At 61.4% G+C, this 16,303-nt stretch carries 11 protein-coding genes; 3 read left to right on the plus strand and 8 right to left on the minus strand.

What is annotated here, in order from left to right:
- Positions 1-3: 3 nt before the first annotated feature.
- From PGR6_RS19050 to PGR6_RS19075, 7 genes are all read right to left on the minus strand, one after another.
- The gene (locus PGR6_RS19050) at positions 4-3,246 is read right to left on the minus strand and encodes a transporter substrate-binding domain-containing protein (protein WP_064619020.1); all 3,243 of its coding nucleotides are present in this window, start codon (positions 3,244-3,246) and stop codon (positions 4-6) included.
- A complete protein-coding gene (locus tag PGR6_RS19055) occupies positions 3,247-3,867 on the minus strand; it encodes a response regulator transcription factor (protein WP_064619022.1) in 621 nt (206 codons plus the stop codon).
- Positions 3,868-4,008: 141 nt separating this feature from the next.
- On the minus strand, positions 4,009-4,386 hold the full coding sequence (locus tag PGR6_RS19060; RefSeq protein ID WP_064619025.1) for a hypothetical protein: 378 nt from the start codon (positions 4,384-4,386) through the stop codon (positions 4,009-4,011).
- A 173-nt stretch (positions 4,387-4,559) separates the two neighbouring features.
- Entirely contained in the window at positions 4,560-7,277 is a 2,718-nt protein-coding gene (mgtA, locus tag PGR6_RS19065; RefSeq protein ID WP_064619028.1) for a magnesium-translocating P-type ATPase, read from the minus strand.
- Positions 7,278-7,294: 17 nt separating this feature from the next.
- Positions 7,295-7,513: a hypothetical protein gene (locus PGR6_RS30000; protein WP_156523298.1), complete on the minus strand. Its 219-nt coding sequence runs from the start codon at positions 7,511-7,513 to the stop codon at positions 7,295-7,297.
- Between the two features lie 196 nt (positions 7,514-7,709).
- Positions 7,710-9,041 (minus strand): lysine N(6)-hydroxylase/L-ornithine N(5)-oxygenase family protein, encoded by a 1,332-nt coding sequence (locus PGR6_RS19070; protein ID WP_064619031.1) that lies wholly within the window; start codon positions 9,039-9,041, stop codon positions 7,710-7,712.
- Between the two features lie 131 nt (positions 9,042-9,172).
- On the minus strand, positions 9,173-9,655 hold the full coding sequence (locus PGR6_RS19075; protein ID WP_018925353.1) for a sigma-70 family RNA polymerase sigma factor: 483 nt from the start codon (positions 9,653-9,655) through the stop codon (positions 9,173-9,175).
- A gap of 333 nt (positions 9,656-9,988) precedes the next feature.
- Between PGR6_RS19075 and PGR6_RS19080 the strand changes: the two genes are divergently transcribed.
- Genes PGR6_RS19080 through PGR6_RS19090 form a run of 3 tightly spaced genes read left to right on the plus strand, consistent with a single transcriptional unit; the run spans position 9,989 to position 14,537 of the window.
- On the plus strand, positions 9,989-11,161 hold the full coding sequence (locus tag PGR6_RS19080) for an efflux RND transporter periplasmic adaptor subunit (RefSeq protein WP_064619034.1): 1,173 nt from the start codon (positions 9,989-9,991) through the stop codon (positions 11,159-11,161).
- Positions 11,162-13,135, plus strand: a complete 1,974-nt coding sequence (locus PGR6_RS19085) for a MacB family efflux pump subunit (protein ID WP_018925351.1) — start codon at positions 11,162-11,164, stop codon at positions 13,133-13,135.
- Between the two features lie 7 nt (positions 13,136-13,142).
- Positions 13,143-14,537 (plus strand): efflux transporter outer membrane subunit, encoded by a 1,395-nt coding sequence (locus tag PGR6_RS19090; RefSeq protein WP_064619037.1) that lies wholly within the window; start codon positions 13,143-13,145, stop codon positions 14,535-14,537.
- 66 nt (positions 14,538-14,603) lie between these two features.
- Here PGR6_RS19090 and pvdP read toward each other — a convergent pair whose 3' ends face one another.
- Positions 14,604-16,232 carry a pyoverdine maturation tyrosinase PvdP gene (gene pvdP, locus PGR6_RS19095; RefSeq protein WP_064619040.1) on the minus strand — a complete coding sequence of 543 codons (1,629 nt, stop codon included), beginning with the start codon at positions 16,230-16,232 and terminating at the stop codon, positions 14,604-14,606.
- Positions 16,233-16,303: the final 71 nt, after the last annotated feature.

The following is a 16,303-nucleotide window of genomic DNA, read 5'->3' on the forward strand; positions in this document are numbered from 1 at the left end:
GTTTCAGCCCTGACTTAAATCTTGGCTCAAGCGTTCATCCAGCGATGACATCGCGCGCTGCAATTGATCGACGGCTTCGTCGAGCAGCGCCGAATCCCCCACATCGATGACACGCTCCAGTTGCTCGCAATGCTCAACCAAGCGCTGTGCCCGGACCATGCGCGCACCGCCCTTGATGCGGTGCGCCAGGTCGCGCAGCACACAGTGATTGCCATTGGCGTGCGCCTGGAGCAGATCATCCCGATCCACCCGGTTGGTCACCGTCAGTTCGCGCACCAGACGATCAATCAACGTGCGGTCCGCACCGACGTATTGCTCCAGGCCACTGAGGTCCATCTCCGGCGTTGAGGACTCTGCGACAGGTTCTGGTGTCTGGTTCAAAAACCTGGAGGCCAACCAAGTGTTCAGATCCGCCAGCAGGATCGGTTTGAACAGGCAGTCGTCCATGCCCGCCTCCAGGCATCGGGCCTTCTCCTCGGGCTGCGCATTGGCGGTACAGCCCAGAATCAATGTAGGTGGCAATCCCTTGGCACACTCTTCATCGCGGATTGCGCCCGCCAGTTCATAACCGCTGAGCCTGGGCATATTGCAGTCGGTAACCACCAGATCGAACTCATGTTTGCGCCACAGCTTAAGCGCCCGTGCGCCCTCTTCGGCCTCCAGAACATGATGCCCAAGGTGGCTCAGTTGCCGTGAAAGCAACAGTCGATTAGGCGGGTGATCGTCAACCACCAGAATCGTCAGTGGCCGCGTTGGCGCCTGCAATCCGCTCTCCACGGCCTCAATGGAAGGCAACGACGGCAATGCGATCAGCTCAAGATTGATGTCGACCTGCGTGCCTTGTCCAAGGACGCTGTCGAGTTGCAACCGCCCGCCCATCATTTCGCACAGCGTGCGGCTGATCACCAACCCCAGGCCAGAGCCGCTTCGGGCTGACTGTCGGCCGTTATCGGCCTGGATGAACGGGCTGAACAACCGTTGTCGGTCGACGGTGCTGATGCCTATGCCGGTGTCTTCAATCTGCACGCTGACCGCCAGATGTCCTGACATGACGGCCGCCACTCGCAGCGTCAGGCTCACTTCACCCTCATGGGTGAACTTGATGGCGTTGCTCAGCAGATTGGACAGCACCTGTTTGAAGCGTGTGGGATCGATCAACACATCACAGTCACTGTATTCGTCCAGATCGATTCGCCACGCCAGCGCTTTCTGCCGTGCCAGGCCTTCGAAAACCCGACACACCGATTCCACCAGCCCCCGCAGATTGGCGCGCTCAGGGGTCAGGGATAAATGCCCTGACTCGATACGCGCGATATCCAGAATGTCGCCGATCAGCGCCAGCAATTGTTGTGCGGCACTGGACGCCACCTCAATGGCGCTACGGTCGGTGACGCCCTCGTCCGCACGCTTCAAGGCCAGTTCGAGCATGCCGATCAGGGCGTACAACGGTGTGCGTAGCTCGTGACTCATGGTCGCCAGAAAAGTGGTTTTGGCGCCATTGGCATCCTCCGCCTCAGCCTTGGCGTCCTGCAATTGCCGCAACCATTGCTGGCGCTGGCGGATCTGCCGACGCTGCCAGGCGATCCAGCCCAAGGCGAGCAACAGCAAGGCTCCCGCCACGGCAAACGCTTGAACAATGCCTTGGCGATGACGCAACCAATAGCTGTCATCCACCACCACGTCATTGCTCCAGCGGGCCACCAGATCGTCCATCTCCTGGGGCGAGATGCTCAGCAATGCCTTGTTCAGTATCGAGTGCAGCTCCAGCGCATCACTTCCGGTCGCCAAAGCGATGCGTGCCGGTTCATCGCCCACGGTACTGCTGATGCGCAGACGCCCGCTGTAATACCGGGCAATCAGGTAGCGGGTCATGAACAACGAACTGAGCGCGGCATCGGCTTCCCCCTTCATGACCATTTCCAGGCCTTGGGCCGGGCTTTGCACATCCAGCATCCGCACCTGCGGTGCCCTGGCAAGAATGAATGCGCGCATGGGATGACTGTGATAAATCGCCAGGCGTTTGCCGGCCAGATCGTCCAGCGTTCTCGGGCTGCCGGGGGTGACTGCACTGACCAGCGTGTATGGATTGGTGACGTAAGGGCTGGTAAAACGCAGCCCGGCCACACCTTCAGTCGTGGGGATGAGCGCCGGCAATATGTCGATCTCGCCAGCCTTGAGTCGCTGGATCTGCTCGTCCAGGGATTGGCCCCGCTGCACGTCAAAGTTCAAACCGCTACGCTGGCTGATCAGCGTCAACAATTGCGCGGTCAACCCGCTGAATCGCCTTTCGGCGTCATAGAAAGTCAAAGGCGCAAAGTCCCCGACCACTCCGACGCTCACCGTCGGATGCTGATCCCGCCAGTGCTGTTCGCTGGCGCTCAGACTCACCCGCTGCAGACCCAGTCGATTGGCGCGGCCGGCACTCCATCGTTGCTCGATGGCAGAGCGTTGCTCCATCGGGATCGCCGCCAGTGCCTGGTCGACGATGTTTTTCAGGCGCGTATTGTCCCGCGCCAATGCGAAACCGAACGGGTTGGCGTCAAGGCCGGATGGCCCCATCAACTGAACGTTATTGTGGTAGTTGTTGTTGATCAGGTAATTGGCACTGATAAGGTCCCCGAGATACACATCAGCCTGCCTGTATGCCACGGCTCCGAGTGCATCGAGCGCCGATGGGTAACGTTGCAGATCAGCCTTGGGATAGAAGGCTTTGACGGTCTGCTCCGGCAGATAGTCGGCGACCATGGCGATGCGTTTACCCGCCAGATCCTCGGGCATGCGCTCGTCCAGTCTGGTGACCAGCATCGGCTGATCTTCGGCATAGGCGCTGGTTCGATTCAGTTCGGGATCGGCGGCCTCGAAGCTGTTGGAGGTTCCCAGCAGATCCAGGTCTTTGCGTTTGAGTGCCTCCATCGCCGACTCGCGTGTGCCGTAGCGCAGCACCTCGACGTTGACGTGCAGCAGTTGCGCAAGCAGCTCGACGTAATCGGCGGTAATGCCCTCCAGCTCATCGTGATTGCGCGTCAATTCGAAGGGCGGGTAGTCCGGCCCCGTTACTCCGACGCGCAACACCCGTTTGCTGACCAGCCAATTGCGGTCATCCATGCCCAGCTGGACGGCATAGCCATCCACCGTGGAGCGCCCCAGCAGGCGCAATGACTTAGGCTCGTCGGCTACCGCGACCAGGGCCTGCGATGCAAGACATAGGATCAACACCCACAGGAAGATGCGCACGGTCGGGTTCATTCAGATCAGATGATTGCGCTTGGCGAAATCGCGCAGGTGTACCGCAGCGTTCACGCCCAGTTTTTCGATCAAGCGGGTCTTGTAGGTGCTGACGGTTTTGTGACTCAGGTGCGTAAGCTCGGCGATGGCCTTGTTACTCATACCCTGGGCCAAATACCGCAGGATTGTCAGTTCGCGGTTGGAAAGTTTATCGATCATCTCTTTTTCGCTGCGTTGCCGGGGGTCCTGCGATCCCGCAGGCAACCGCGCGAAAAAGGTGTAACCGGCCATGACGGCGTGCACGGCTTTTTGCAATTGTTGCAAGGAGCGGGTCTTGGCGACATAAGCCATGGCCCGGGCGCGCATGCAACGCTCTTGAAAAAAAAGCGGATCCAGGGAAGTGAAAACCAGTACCAGACATAGCCAACCATTGGCCCTGATCCGGTCCAGCAGCTCCAGCCCATCGCCACCGGGCATAACCAGATCCAGTATCACCAGATCGACTGCATGCTCACGAAGTATCGATAAGGCCTCGCCAACACTGGACGCCTCAAAAATGAGTTTGAAGCCTTCCCGCTCGAGTACAAGTGTGACTGCGGCACGTACCACCGGATGATCGTCCACAATCAGCGCTTTCTTCATGGCAATTCCTTTGCAAAAACTCAACGATTGCCCGCCGGTAACCGCCGGGATAGACGCAGCGGCTGCGCAATGACTTTGCACGGAATGCTGGAAGAATGTACCTGTCAGAAATGATAGTACCGACGAACGGTGCCCCTGGACTCAACCGATCCGTTGTCGATTCCGCTCCTGATCCAGTGGCGATGCAGCTTCACACGCAGGCGGATCGATGAGCTCCATCAGCCGTCGAATGGCGGCTAAATCCGGCAGCGCCGCGTGGTCTTCGTAGATCAAGGCGTGGTGAACCTGGCGGTTATCGCGCAAGAACCCGGACAGATCCAATGCCCCTGCCGCCAGAGAGGCATTGATGATCACCAGGTCGAACGGCTCGCATCCGTACTCGACCAGATTCAGCATGTCGGCAAGACTTTGCACCGGCGCCACTCGGTAATAACCGAGCTGGTTGAACAACCGCTCGGTTTTCATCCGGTGAAAATGCTGTTGGTCGGCGATCAGGATGCGCAAGGCTTTGTTGATCATCACGGGCCTCAGGTCGATGGCTGATGAGTGAGGCGGCAAGGCTACGGAAGACCCGAGAAGCGTTCTGTAGGACTTTTCCTAAAAATAGGGCGCTCTGTCCGACTTGAAGATCAAGAGATCGCAGCCTGTGTAGGAGCTGGCGCAGCCTGCGGCAACTCCTACTTTTGGCAGCCTTACTGCCAGCCAAACCGCCGAATATAGAAACCTTTCACCGCCTGGGTCAGTGCCATGTACGCCAGCAGAATCACCGGCAGGAACACAAAATACAGCGACGGCAGCGCCTGCAGTTTGAAGTAATGCGCCAGCGGCCCCATCGGCAGGAAAATCCCCACGGCCATGATGATGCCCGTCATCACCAGCAGCGGGGTGGCGGCGCGGCTTTGCAGGAACGGGACCTTCGGCGTGCGGATCATGTGCACGATCAGCGTCTGGGTCAGCAGCCCGACCACGAACCAGCCGGACTGGAACAGGGTCTGGTGGTCCGGGGTGTTGGCATCGAACACGTACCACATCAAGGCAAAGGTGCTGATGTCGAAGATCGAACTGATCGGGCCGAAAAACAGCATGAAGCGTCCGACGTCCGCTGGCTGCCAGCGTTGGGGCTGTTTCAGCATGTCTTCATCGACGTTATCGAACGGGATGGCGATCTGCGAAATGTCATAGAGCAGGTTCTGCACCAGCAGGTGCATCGGCAGCATGGGCAGGAACGGAATGAACGCACTGGCCACCAGCACCGAGAACACGTTTCCGAAGTTCGAGCTGGCGGTCATTTTGATGTACTTGAGCATGTTGGCGAAGGTCCGCCGCCCTTCCAGCACGCCCTCCTCCAGCACCATCAGGCTTTTTTCCAGAAGAATGATGTCCGCCGCTTCCTTGGCGATGTCCACCGCGCTGTCCACCGAAATGCCGATGTCAGCAGTGCGCAGGGCTGGCGCATCGTTGATGCCGTCGCCCATGAAACCGACCACGTGACCGTTGCCCTTGAGCAGGCGGACGATGCGTTCCTTGTGCGACGGCGTGAGTTTGGCGAAGACGTTGGTGGTCTCGACCGCCACCGCCAGCTCGGCGTCGCTCATGCGCTCGATGTCGTTGCCCATCAGCAGGCCTTGCTGTTCCAGCCCGACTTCACGGCAGATTTTCGCGGTCACCAGTTCGTTGTCGCCAGTCAGCACTTTCACCGCCACACCGTGCGCGGCCAGGGCCTTGAGCGCCGGCGCGGTGCTTTCCTTCGGTGGATCGAGGAAAGCCACATAACCGATCAGCGTCAGCGCCTGTTCATCGGCCAGGCTGTAAGTGTCGCGCCCCTCGATCATTGGCCGCGCCGCCACCGCCACCACCCGCAGGCCTTCGGCATTGAAGGTGGCGGTGACTTGGCGAATCCGCGCCAGCAATTCATCGCTCAGCGCCTCGTCGGCATCGCCGTGGCGCACCCGGGTGCACACCGCCAGCACTTCCTCCACCGCGCCTTTGCAGATCAGCAGATGCGGCTGATCACGCTCGGCCACCACCACCGACATGCGCCGACGGGTGAAGTCGAACGGAATCTCGTCGACCTTGCGAAACGCCGTGCCGACTTTCAGTTCACGGTGGATCTCCACGTGTTCCAGCACGGCCACGTCCAGCAGGTTTTTCAGGCCGGTCTGGTAGTAGCTGTTGAGGTAGGCCATTTCCAGCACGTCATCGGAATCGTTACCCCAGACATCGACGTTGCGCGCGAGGAAGATTTTGTCCTGGGTCAGGGTGCCGGTCTTGTCGGTGCAGAGCACGTCCATGGCGCCGAAGTTCTGGATCGCATCGAGGCGTTTGACGATGACTTTTTTGCGCGACAGGAACACCGCGCCTTTTGCCAGGGTCGAGGTGACAATCATCGGCAGCATTTCCGGGGTCAGGCCCACGGCGATCGACAGCGCGAACAGCAACGCTTCGGTCCAGTCACCCTTGGTGAAACCGTTGATGAACAACACCAGCGGCGCCATGACGAACATGAAGCGGATCAGCAACCAGCTGACCTTGTTGACTCCGGTCTGAAACGAAGTCGGCGCACGATCGGTGGCACCGACCCGCTGCGCCAGCGCGCCGAAATAGGTGTTGTTGCCAGTGGTGAGAATCAGCGCCATGGCCGTGCCGGACACCACGTTGGTGCCCATGAACAGGATGTTGTCGAGGTCCAGCGGGTTGTGGGTGTGGTTGTCCTGCTGACGTGGGAATTTTTCCACCGGCATCGATTCACCGGTCATCGCGGCCTGGCTGACGAACAGGTCCTTGGCGTTGAGCACTCGGCAATCGGCAGGAATCATGTCACCGGCCGAGAGCACGATCAGGTCGCCCGGCACCAGTTGCTTGATCGGCAATTCGAGGCGTTGCGCACCGTTGTTCGCCTCCTCCCGACGCATCACCGTGGCGGTGTTGCTGACCATCGCCTTGAGCGCGTCGGCGGCCTGGTTGGATTTGGTTTCCTGCCAGAAACGCAGCAAGGTCGAGAGCACCACCATCGAGAAAATCACGATGGCGGCTTTCATGTCTTCGGTCAGCCAGGAGATCACCGCCAGCAAGGTCAGCAGCAGGTTGAACGGGTTTTTGTAGCAGTGCCACAGGTGCGTCCACCACGGCAGCGGTTGCTCGTGCTCGACTTCATTGAGGCCATATTGCTCGCGCAGGGCATCGGCTTCGGCTTCACTCAGGCCGTCGGTGTGGCTGCCGAGGTTATCCAGCAATTGGCCGGTGTCGCTGTTGGCAGCGGCGACCAGGGTTTGCGCGAGCGTCGGCGGGACTTCACGGCTGACCGTGGTGTCGGTGAAGCTTTCCAGCAGCGCCAGTCGACGGAAGTGCCGGGCGATGTGACGGTTTCGCAGGAATCCGGCGAAGAATTCTTTCAGCCAGGTCAGGTTCATGGCAGTGCCCCCCAGGGTCAGCCGGGAAACCGTCGAGCAGGCGTGTCGAGGCGCTGCGATGACGACACGGGGTCGAACATCACACGCTGTTCAGCGTCGATGAGAGAGACGTCGGGAGTCGGGCCAAAACCGGCCACGATCGGGATGCCGCTGCTCGCTTTACGGCGAGACAACGGCAGAAAAAGGCTGCGCGTTATCTTGCCGGGAAAATGCCGGTTACCGAGACCGGCCGACAACTGTCACTCGAACAAGTACCCACTGTGGGTCTCCGCTAATTGATGAAAACGCGTGAAGCTTACGCCGCGATATCTAGAGAGTAAACGCTGCGCAGGGGTGTTGCAGGGGGAATCTCGGGGTTCTTCAGGAAGGGTTCAGGTTGATCGCAAACCTGTGGCGAGGGGGCGTTCCGACAAGCCCCCTCGCCACAAAATCTCAGCTGGCAGTCGCCAACAACACGTCCCTCACCGATCGGCCACGGGATTTGCCATGGTCATACAACGAGCCGGCAATTTCATCGGCGCGGATCGGCAGGATCGACAGCAAGGTGTCGCTCAAGCCGTGGCTGGCCTGGCAGAAACCCTGCATGTAGATGCCGGCCTTGCAACGCTCGTCGGTGATCAGCCTGTAATTGCGATCGACTTCGAAATCGCCCAGGTATTGTTCCAGCGGCGCCAACAGTTTGCGGTGCATCTGCCGCTCGTAACCGGTGGCCAGCACCACGGCGTCGTAGCGGTGAACCGTGACTTCGCCGGTGGCGTTGTTGCGCATCGCCAGCTCGATACCGCGCTCGGTCGCGGTGGCTTTTTCGACGGTGGTCAGGGTACGGAACGCATGGCGCGCGATGCCCGAGACTTTCTGCCGGTAGAAGATCCCGTAGATGCGTTCTATCAGGTCGATGTCCACCACCGAATAGTTGGTGTTGTGGTACTCGTTGACCAGACGCTCGCGTTCACTGCTGGCCTGCTGGAACACCAGGTCGGTGAACTCCGGCGAGAACACTTCGTTGACGAAGGGGCTGTCATCGGCCGGCTTCAGGGCCGAGCCGCGCAGGATCATGTCCACCTGCACCGACGGGAAGCTGTCGTTGAGGTCGATGAAGGCCTCCGCCGCGCTCTGCCCGCCGCCGATGATCGCGATGTTCATCGGTTGGTTGTTCACGCACGGTTGCCTGGCCATGCGCTCCAGGTACTGGGAATGGTGGAACACCCGACCGTCATCCTTCAGTGCCTTGAACGCTTCGGGAATCCGCGGTGTACCGCCGGCGCTGACCACCACCGAACGGGTGGTACGCACATGCTGCAAACCCTGGGTATCACGCGAGATCACTCGCAACGCCTCGACCTGCTGGTTATGCAGCACCGGCTCGATGGTCAGCACTTCCTCGCCGTAGCGACTCTGCCCGGTGAATTGCCCGGCGACCCAGCGCAGGTAGTCGTTGTACTCCATGCGGCACGGATAGAAGGTGCCGAGGTTGATGAAGTCCACCAGACGACCATGGTGCTTGAGGTAGTTGACGAAGGAATACGGGCTGGTCGGGTTGCGCAGCGTCACCAGGTCCTTGAGAAAAGAAATCTGCAGTTCGCTCTGGGTGACCAGGGTGTTGCCGTGCCAGCGGTAGTCCGCCTGCTTGTCGAGAAACAGCACATCCAGCTCGCCCTGGCTCGGCCCGCGCTCTTGCAGGGCGATGGCCAGGGCCAGGTTCGAAGGGCCGAAACCAACGCCGATCAGGTCGTGAACGATGGGCGATGCAATTGCCTGTGTCATTTCCAGTGTCCTCTGGATAAACCCCGCAGCTGCGGGGATAAAGCCTGGGTGACCTGACCGGCCTTTGGCGGCAGCAGATCGTCTGTTGAATAGGAACGAGGACCATGAAAAAAAATTTAACGAGGACTGATTTAAGCGACGTCCCACTGGCGCATGCGCACCCGGCAATGCTTCATGGCATTGACGATGTGCTTTTCCACCAGCGCTTTGGAAATCCCCAGGTGCTCGGCGATTTGCGGGTGTGACAGGCCTTCGATCTTGCGCAGCAGAAAGCTCTCGCGACACAGCCGTGGCAATTCCGCCAGTGCGCGCTGGAGCATGTCCAGGCGCTGACCGTGATCGAGGCTGTTGTGGGGCGAAGGGATGAAGTAGCGTTCTTCGCTGTCGAGCACATCCAGAGACTCGACCTGACGCAAGGCATTGCGTCGATGGTCATCGATCACCAGGTTGAGCGCGGTGCGATAAAGGAACGCCCGGGGTTGTTCGATCGGCGTGTCGCTGGAACGCTCCAGTACCCGCAGATACGCGTCATGCACCACATCTTCGGCCACCTGGCGGTTGCCTAGCCTGGCGTTCAGGAAACACACCAGCTCGCGATAGTAGTTTTCCAACATGACTCCCGGCCGCACGGGGTGCGGTTTCTATCCTTGAACCAGATCTGCCACCGCCCAAGTAGGCAGTGGCACGATGATGGCGATTTCGAGCGTGTAATTTATAGTAATTCTCATATAGATTTAAAGCGCTGTTTCCATTTGCCTGCTAAATAGTGCTGTCCTATACCTTTGACTTTGTCTGTCACTCAAAGCCTCAACGCTTAAATTCCCCGCCCCTTCCCTCGTCTACAGGACAGCTCCCCGTGGCTGTCGGTCCTCCGACAGCGTTCAGCTGTCGCCAGGTTTGGCACGCCTGCTGAATGACGGGCCGAATCCTATTGGCCGGAACCCTGCATGAAACGTCCCCGTCACACCCGACGCGCCCTGCTTGTTGCTCTTTGTCTGATCCCCGTTATCGCCATCGCGGCCTGGCAGGTTTTGCCAGCGGGTCGTGACCGCTTCGCCACGGTCCAGGTCGCGCGCGGCGACATCGAAAGCAGCGTCACGGCGCTGGGAACCCTGCAACCGAGGCGGTATGTCGATGTCGGCGCCCAGGCCTCCGGGCAGATCCACAAGATCCATGTGGAGGTCGGTGACGTGGTCAAGGAAGGCCAGTTGCTGGTGGAAATCGATCCCTCCACCCAACAGGCCAAACTCGACGCCGGGCGTTTTTCCATCGACAACCTCAAGGCGCAGCTGCAGGAACAGCGGGCACAGCACGACCTGGCCCGGCAGAAATATCAGCGCCAGCAGAACCTCGCCGCCGGCGGCGCGACACGCGACGAAGATGTGCAAACGGCCCAGGCCGAACTGCGCACCACGCAAGCGCGCATCGACATGTTCGAGGCGCAGATCCGCCAGGCTCAGGCCAACCTGCGCAGCGATCAGGCCGAACTCGGCTATACGCGCATTTACGCACCGATGAGCGGAACGGTTGTGGCCCTCGATGCCCGCGAAGGCCAGACACTCAACGCCCAGCAACAAACGCCGCTGATCCTGCGCATCGCCAAACTGTCGCCGATGACGGTCTGGGCCGAGGTCTCGGAGGCTGACATCGGCCACGTCAAACCCGGCATGAGCGCCTGGTTCACCACGCTCAGCGGCGGTAACCGGCGCTGGAGCAGCACGGTGCGGCAGATTTTGCCGATACCGCCCAAACCGCTGGATCAGACCAGCCAGGGCGGCGGCAGTCCGGCCAGTTCCAGTAAAAGCGGGACGGCCCGCGTGGTGCTGTACACGGTGCTGCTGGACGTCGACAACGCCGACAACGCGCTGATGGCGGAAATGACCGCCCAAGTGTTCTTCGTTTCCAACCAGGCAAAAAACGTCCTTACCGCGCCGGTCGCCGCCTTGCAGGGCGGCCCGCAGACCGACAGTCAAACGGCTCGGGTGGTCGCCCAGAACGGCAGCATCGAGCAACGGACCGTGCGCACCGGCATCAGCGACCGCCTGAAGGTGCAGATCCTCGACGGACTGGCCGAAGGCGATCACCTGTTGATCGGCCCCGCCGACGGCAGCGGAGGTTGAATGCAAACGCCTCTGATCGACCTGCAGGACATTCGTAAATCCTACGGTGGCGGCGACGCGCCTGAAGTTCATGTGTTGCGCGGCATCGACCTGTCGATCCACGCCGGGGAGTTCGTGGCGATCGTCGGTGCTTCCGGCTCCGGCAAATCGACGCTGATGAACATCCTCGGCTGCCTCGACCGGCCAACGTCCGGCGAGTATCGGTTCGCCGGCGAAAATGTCGCGGCACTCGACAGCGATGAGCTGGCCTGGCTGCGCCGCGAGGCATTCGGTTTCGTGTTTCAGGGGTATCACCTGATTCCGTCCGGTTCGGCCCAGGAAAACGTCGAGATGCCGGCGATCTACGCCGGCACCCCAGCGGCCGAACGCCACGCCCGCGCCGCCGCCCTGCTCGACCGTCTCGGCCTGGCAGCACGCACCGGCAACCGTCCGCACCAGCTCTCCGGCGGCCAGCAGCAACGGGTGTCCATCGCTCGCGCATTAATGAATGGCGGCCACATCATCCTCGCCGACGAACCCACCGGCGCCCTCGACAGCCACAGCGGCGCCGAGGTCATGGCGCTGCTCGACGAACTGGCAAGCCAGGGCCATGTGGTGATCCTCATCACCCACGACCGCGACGTGGCGGCCCGGGCCAAACGCGTGATCGAAATCCGTGACGGCCTGATCATCAGCGACAGCGCCCGCGACAACCCCGCCGTGCAGGCCTCGGCCAATCCCGGTGCGCTGCAAGCGGTGGATTTGCGCAAGCGGCTGAGCGAAGGCAGCGAGGCCACCGGTGCCTGGAAAGGCGAATTGGTGGATGCGATACACGCGGCCTGGCGGGTGATGTGGATCAACCGCTTCCGCACCGCCCTGACGCTGCTGGGGATCATCATCGGCGTCGCCTCGGTGGTGGTGATGCTGGCGGTCGGCGAAGGCAGCAAGCGTCAGGTCATGGCGCAGATGGGCGCGTTCGGCTCGAACATCATTTACCTCAGCGGCTCCGCTCCCAATCCACGCACACCGCCCGGCATCGTGACCCTGGATGACGTCGCCGCGCTGGCCAGCCTGCCGCAAGTCATGCGAATCATGCCGGTCAACGGCGCCGAAGCCGGGGTGCGCTTCGGCAACCTCGACCACCTGAGCTACGTCGGCGGCAACGACACCAACTTTCCGGCGATCTTCAACTGGCCGGTGGTCGAGGGCAGTTACTTCACCGAGGCCGATGAACGCAACGCCGCGGCGGTCGCGGTGATCGGCCACAAGGTGCGCAGCAAATTGCTCAAGGACGTCACCAACCCCATCGGCCAATACATCCTGATCGAAAACGTGCCCTTTCAGGTCGTCGGCGTGCTCGCGGAAAAAGGCGCCAGTTCCGGCGATTCCGACAGCGACAATCGGATTGCCGTGCCCTACTCGGCCGCCAGTGTCCGGCTGTTCGGCACCCACAACCCCGAATACGTGGCCATTGCCGCGGCCGACGCGCGCAAGGTCAAAGAGACCGAAAAGGCCATCGAGCAGTTGATGCTGCGCCTGCACGACGGCAAACACGATTTCGAACTGACCAACAACGCCGCGATGATTCAGGCCGAGGCGCGCACGCAAAATACGCTGTCGCTGATGCTCGGTTCGATTGCGGCGATCTCGCTGCTGGTGGGCGGCATCGGCGTGATGAACATCATGCTCATGACCGTGCGCGAACGGACCCGGGAGATCGGTATCCGCATGGCCACCGGCGCTCGTCAGCGCGACATATTGCGCCAGTTCCTCACTGAAGCCGTGATGCTCTCGGTGGTCGGCGGGATCGCCGGCATCGCCCTGGCGCTGATCGTCGGCGGCGCATTGGTGCTCAGCAAAGTCGCGGTGGCCTTTTCCCTGGCGGCGGTCATCGGCGCCTTCGCCTGCGCACTGATCACCGGCGTTGTCTTCGGCTTCATGCCGGCCCGCAAAGCTGCCCGGCTCGACCCGGTCACGGCCCTTACCAGTGAATGAACGATCTATGAAACCGCAACTGAGCCTGTTGACCCTTTGCCTGTTACTCGGCGCCTGCAGCCACCCGGCTGCGCGCCCGGACAGCGGCATTCAACCACCGCCGGCCTGGCAATCACCACACGATGAAAGTGCCTCCCGGACGAGTCGACAATGGTGGACGCAGTTCGGCAGCCCGCAGCTTGATCGCCTGATCGAACAGGCCCGCGTCGGCAGTTATGACCTCGCCGCCGCCATCGCTCGGGTGCATCAGGCCCGGGCCGACACAGTGATTGCCGGCGGCTCGCAGCTGCCGGAGATCAAGGCCGGCATGAACGCCAACCGCCAAAAACTGTTGCGCGGCAACGGCTACAGCCAACTCGATGCCGACAGCAGCAATAAGGCCGTGGACTACTTTGACGCCAACCTCAGCGCCAGTTACGAAATCGACTTCTGGGGCGGCAAACGTGCGTCCCGGGACAGTGCGCAATTCGGGCTGCGCGCCAGCGAGTTCGATCAGGCCACGGTTGAATTGACCTTGCTCAGCGGCGTGGCCAGCAGCTACGCGCAAGCCTTGTCGCTGGATGAACAAAGTCGCATTGCCGAGCTGAACCTGGCCAATGCACAGAACGTTTTGAAACTGGTGCAGACCCGTTTCGACTCAGGCTCGGCCACCGCGCTGGAACTGGCCCAACAAAAAAGCCTGGTGGCGGCGCAACAACGGCAACTGCCGCTGATTCGCCAGCAAGCCGAGGACGCCCGGATCAACCTCGCCGCCCTGCTGGGCCGACCGGTTCAGCAACTTCCGCCCAGCCACGAATCCTTCGATCAACTGCAATGGCCTGCCATCGATGCCGGATTGCCCAGCGAACTGCTCAGCCGCCGCCCGGACATCGCCCGCGCCGAAGCGCAACTGGCCGCCGCCCAGGCCAACGTCACGGTCGCACGCGCAGCCATGTTGCCCGCCGTGACCCTCAGCGCCGACATCGGCTCGGGCGCCAACACGGCCAGCGACATTCTGCGCAGCCCGTTCTACAACCTCACCGCCGGGCTGGTCGCACCGATCTTCAACAACGGCCGCCTCGGTGCCGAGCGCGACAAGGCCACGGCCCGCCAACAAGAACTGCTGGAAGCCTACCGAGGCGCGATCATCAATGCGTTTGCCGACGTCGAAAAAGCCCTCAACAGCATTCGCGGCCTGGATGAACAGCGGCAGTGGCAACGCGAAGAACTGAACCAGGCCCAAGCCGCGTTCAACATTGCGCAAAGCCGCTATCAGGCTGGCGCCGAGGATTGGCTGACGGTGCTGGAAACGCAGCGCACGCTGTATGCGGCGCAGGACTCGAATGTGCAACTGCGGTTGTCGCGGTTGCAGGCGAGCATTGCGTTGTACAAGGCGTTGGGTGGGGGGTGGCAGGTGCTTTGATCGAGGTTATCCGTCACCAAAAACTGTGTGGCGAGGGAGCTTGCTCCCTTGCCACAAGTGCCTGGCTTACGAACTCAGCGGCTTGACCTTCAGATTCCGCGCATACCATGGCCGTTGCGGCACTCGCCGGAACAAATCCGCGAGTTTCTTTTCATCCGTACCGAAGGTAATGCGCAGCGCCAGCTTCATGGTTTCCGGGTCCATTTCCACCGACTTGCCGACCTGCAATCCCGGCGTAGTGCTGCAACCGTGGGTGCTCGGGCCGAGCCACGGATCATCGACTTCAACCCAGCGCCCCGGGGCGAACCAAGGCACGCCATTGACCTCAAGCCGACTGAGCTCCCCCGGATGGAAACGCTCGTGGGCGCGGAACCAGTCTTCCAGGCGATCGTCGATCCAGCCATGGAAGTGCCAGAACACCGGGTTCACGTGGGATGAAAACGGGTCACCGAGGAAGTCGTTTTCCGGCGCATACCAGCGCGCGGCAAAGTCCGCCGGATCCCGGGCAAAAGGCACCGGCTGACCGTTGGAGGGATCCCGTGGCACCGAGGCCCAGCGCATGTGCAGCCAGTCGTGCAGCCCCAGTTCCACCTCCGAACCGAACTGCCCCAGGGTCAACTTCGACAGATAACGCGGGTCGCGGTAACGGGATTCCCATACCTGAAAATTGCTGTGGTAGGTCTCGGCAGTCTTGATGTCGCTGACCCACTGGGTGTACTCGGTGTCTTCGGCGGCCAGCCAGGTGGGCGGCAGCGCCGTGCCATCGTGATTGTCGAAATAGCGGGCGAAGCCCTGACGGTCGCGTTCAAGCTCCGGCTGCGGCATCGGGAAGCTCGACCAGGACGGCAGGTCCTGCATCGAACGCGCCGTGCCGAGCATGTGCCGGTGCATGAAGAAAAAGTCGACTCCCGAACCATTACGGTCTTTGCGCGGCCCCCGGGCATCGCGCTCATTGCCTCGCGGGCCCGGCTGCCAGCCGATGCCGCGCAAGGCGCCCTGTTGGTCCTTGGAGAGTTTGTGCCATTTGTCCCGCGAGGCGTGCCAGAGCTGGTGGAACAAACGGTGCTCGGGGGAAATCAGCCACGCCAGTAACGGCGGATTCAACCCCACACGCTCACGGGCTTCGGGAAACAGCCGTTTGCGCGCGACAAAGCGATTGTCCAGTTCCAGCAAACCGAGCGGGCGATCCAGGCGCAGGATCCGCCCGCTGAGGGTGCCACTGCCGGCATTGCCGAAATCGGCCCAGACCTCATCGAACGTGACCGCCAGCTCATAAGCCGGCGCGCCGTTGGCCGATTGCCGATCGATCAGGCGCCAGTACAGTTGGCTGGCGTCAGGCGATACCAGGTCGCCGATCACCCGGTAACGCGGCTCGGCTGCGCTGCGTAACTGCTGCGCAGTATCGAGGCAGCCACGCAGGCCACGGCCGCGCTGGGCGATGTCGAGAAACAGCTCCAGCCCGTGCTGCGGTAAACCGTCGAGGCCCGCTTGCGAACCTTCGAAGCGGATATCCCAGATGCCTCGCAGCGAGTTGGCCAACTGCTGCCCCGCGGTGTCCGCGAGGTCGACCGTCGCCTCACCGGGGGTAATCGTCGGGTCCGGCTTCGTCCATTCGCGATGCCCATAATAAGCCGCAGGCACGGCAGCGCCAGTCAGCGCCAGGCCTGCCATGAACCATCGTCGAGAAATCGTCATTGCCCTACCTGTGTCAGCCATGAAGCAGGCTTTATCCAAGCTAGAACGTTTGTTGTGCGGGGAAATTTAAG

The organism is Pseudomonas sp. GR 6-02, from assembly GCF_001655615.1.
Lineage (GTDB): Bacteria > Pseudomonadota > Gammaproteobacteria > Pseudomonadales > Pseudomonadaceae > Aquipseudomonas.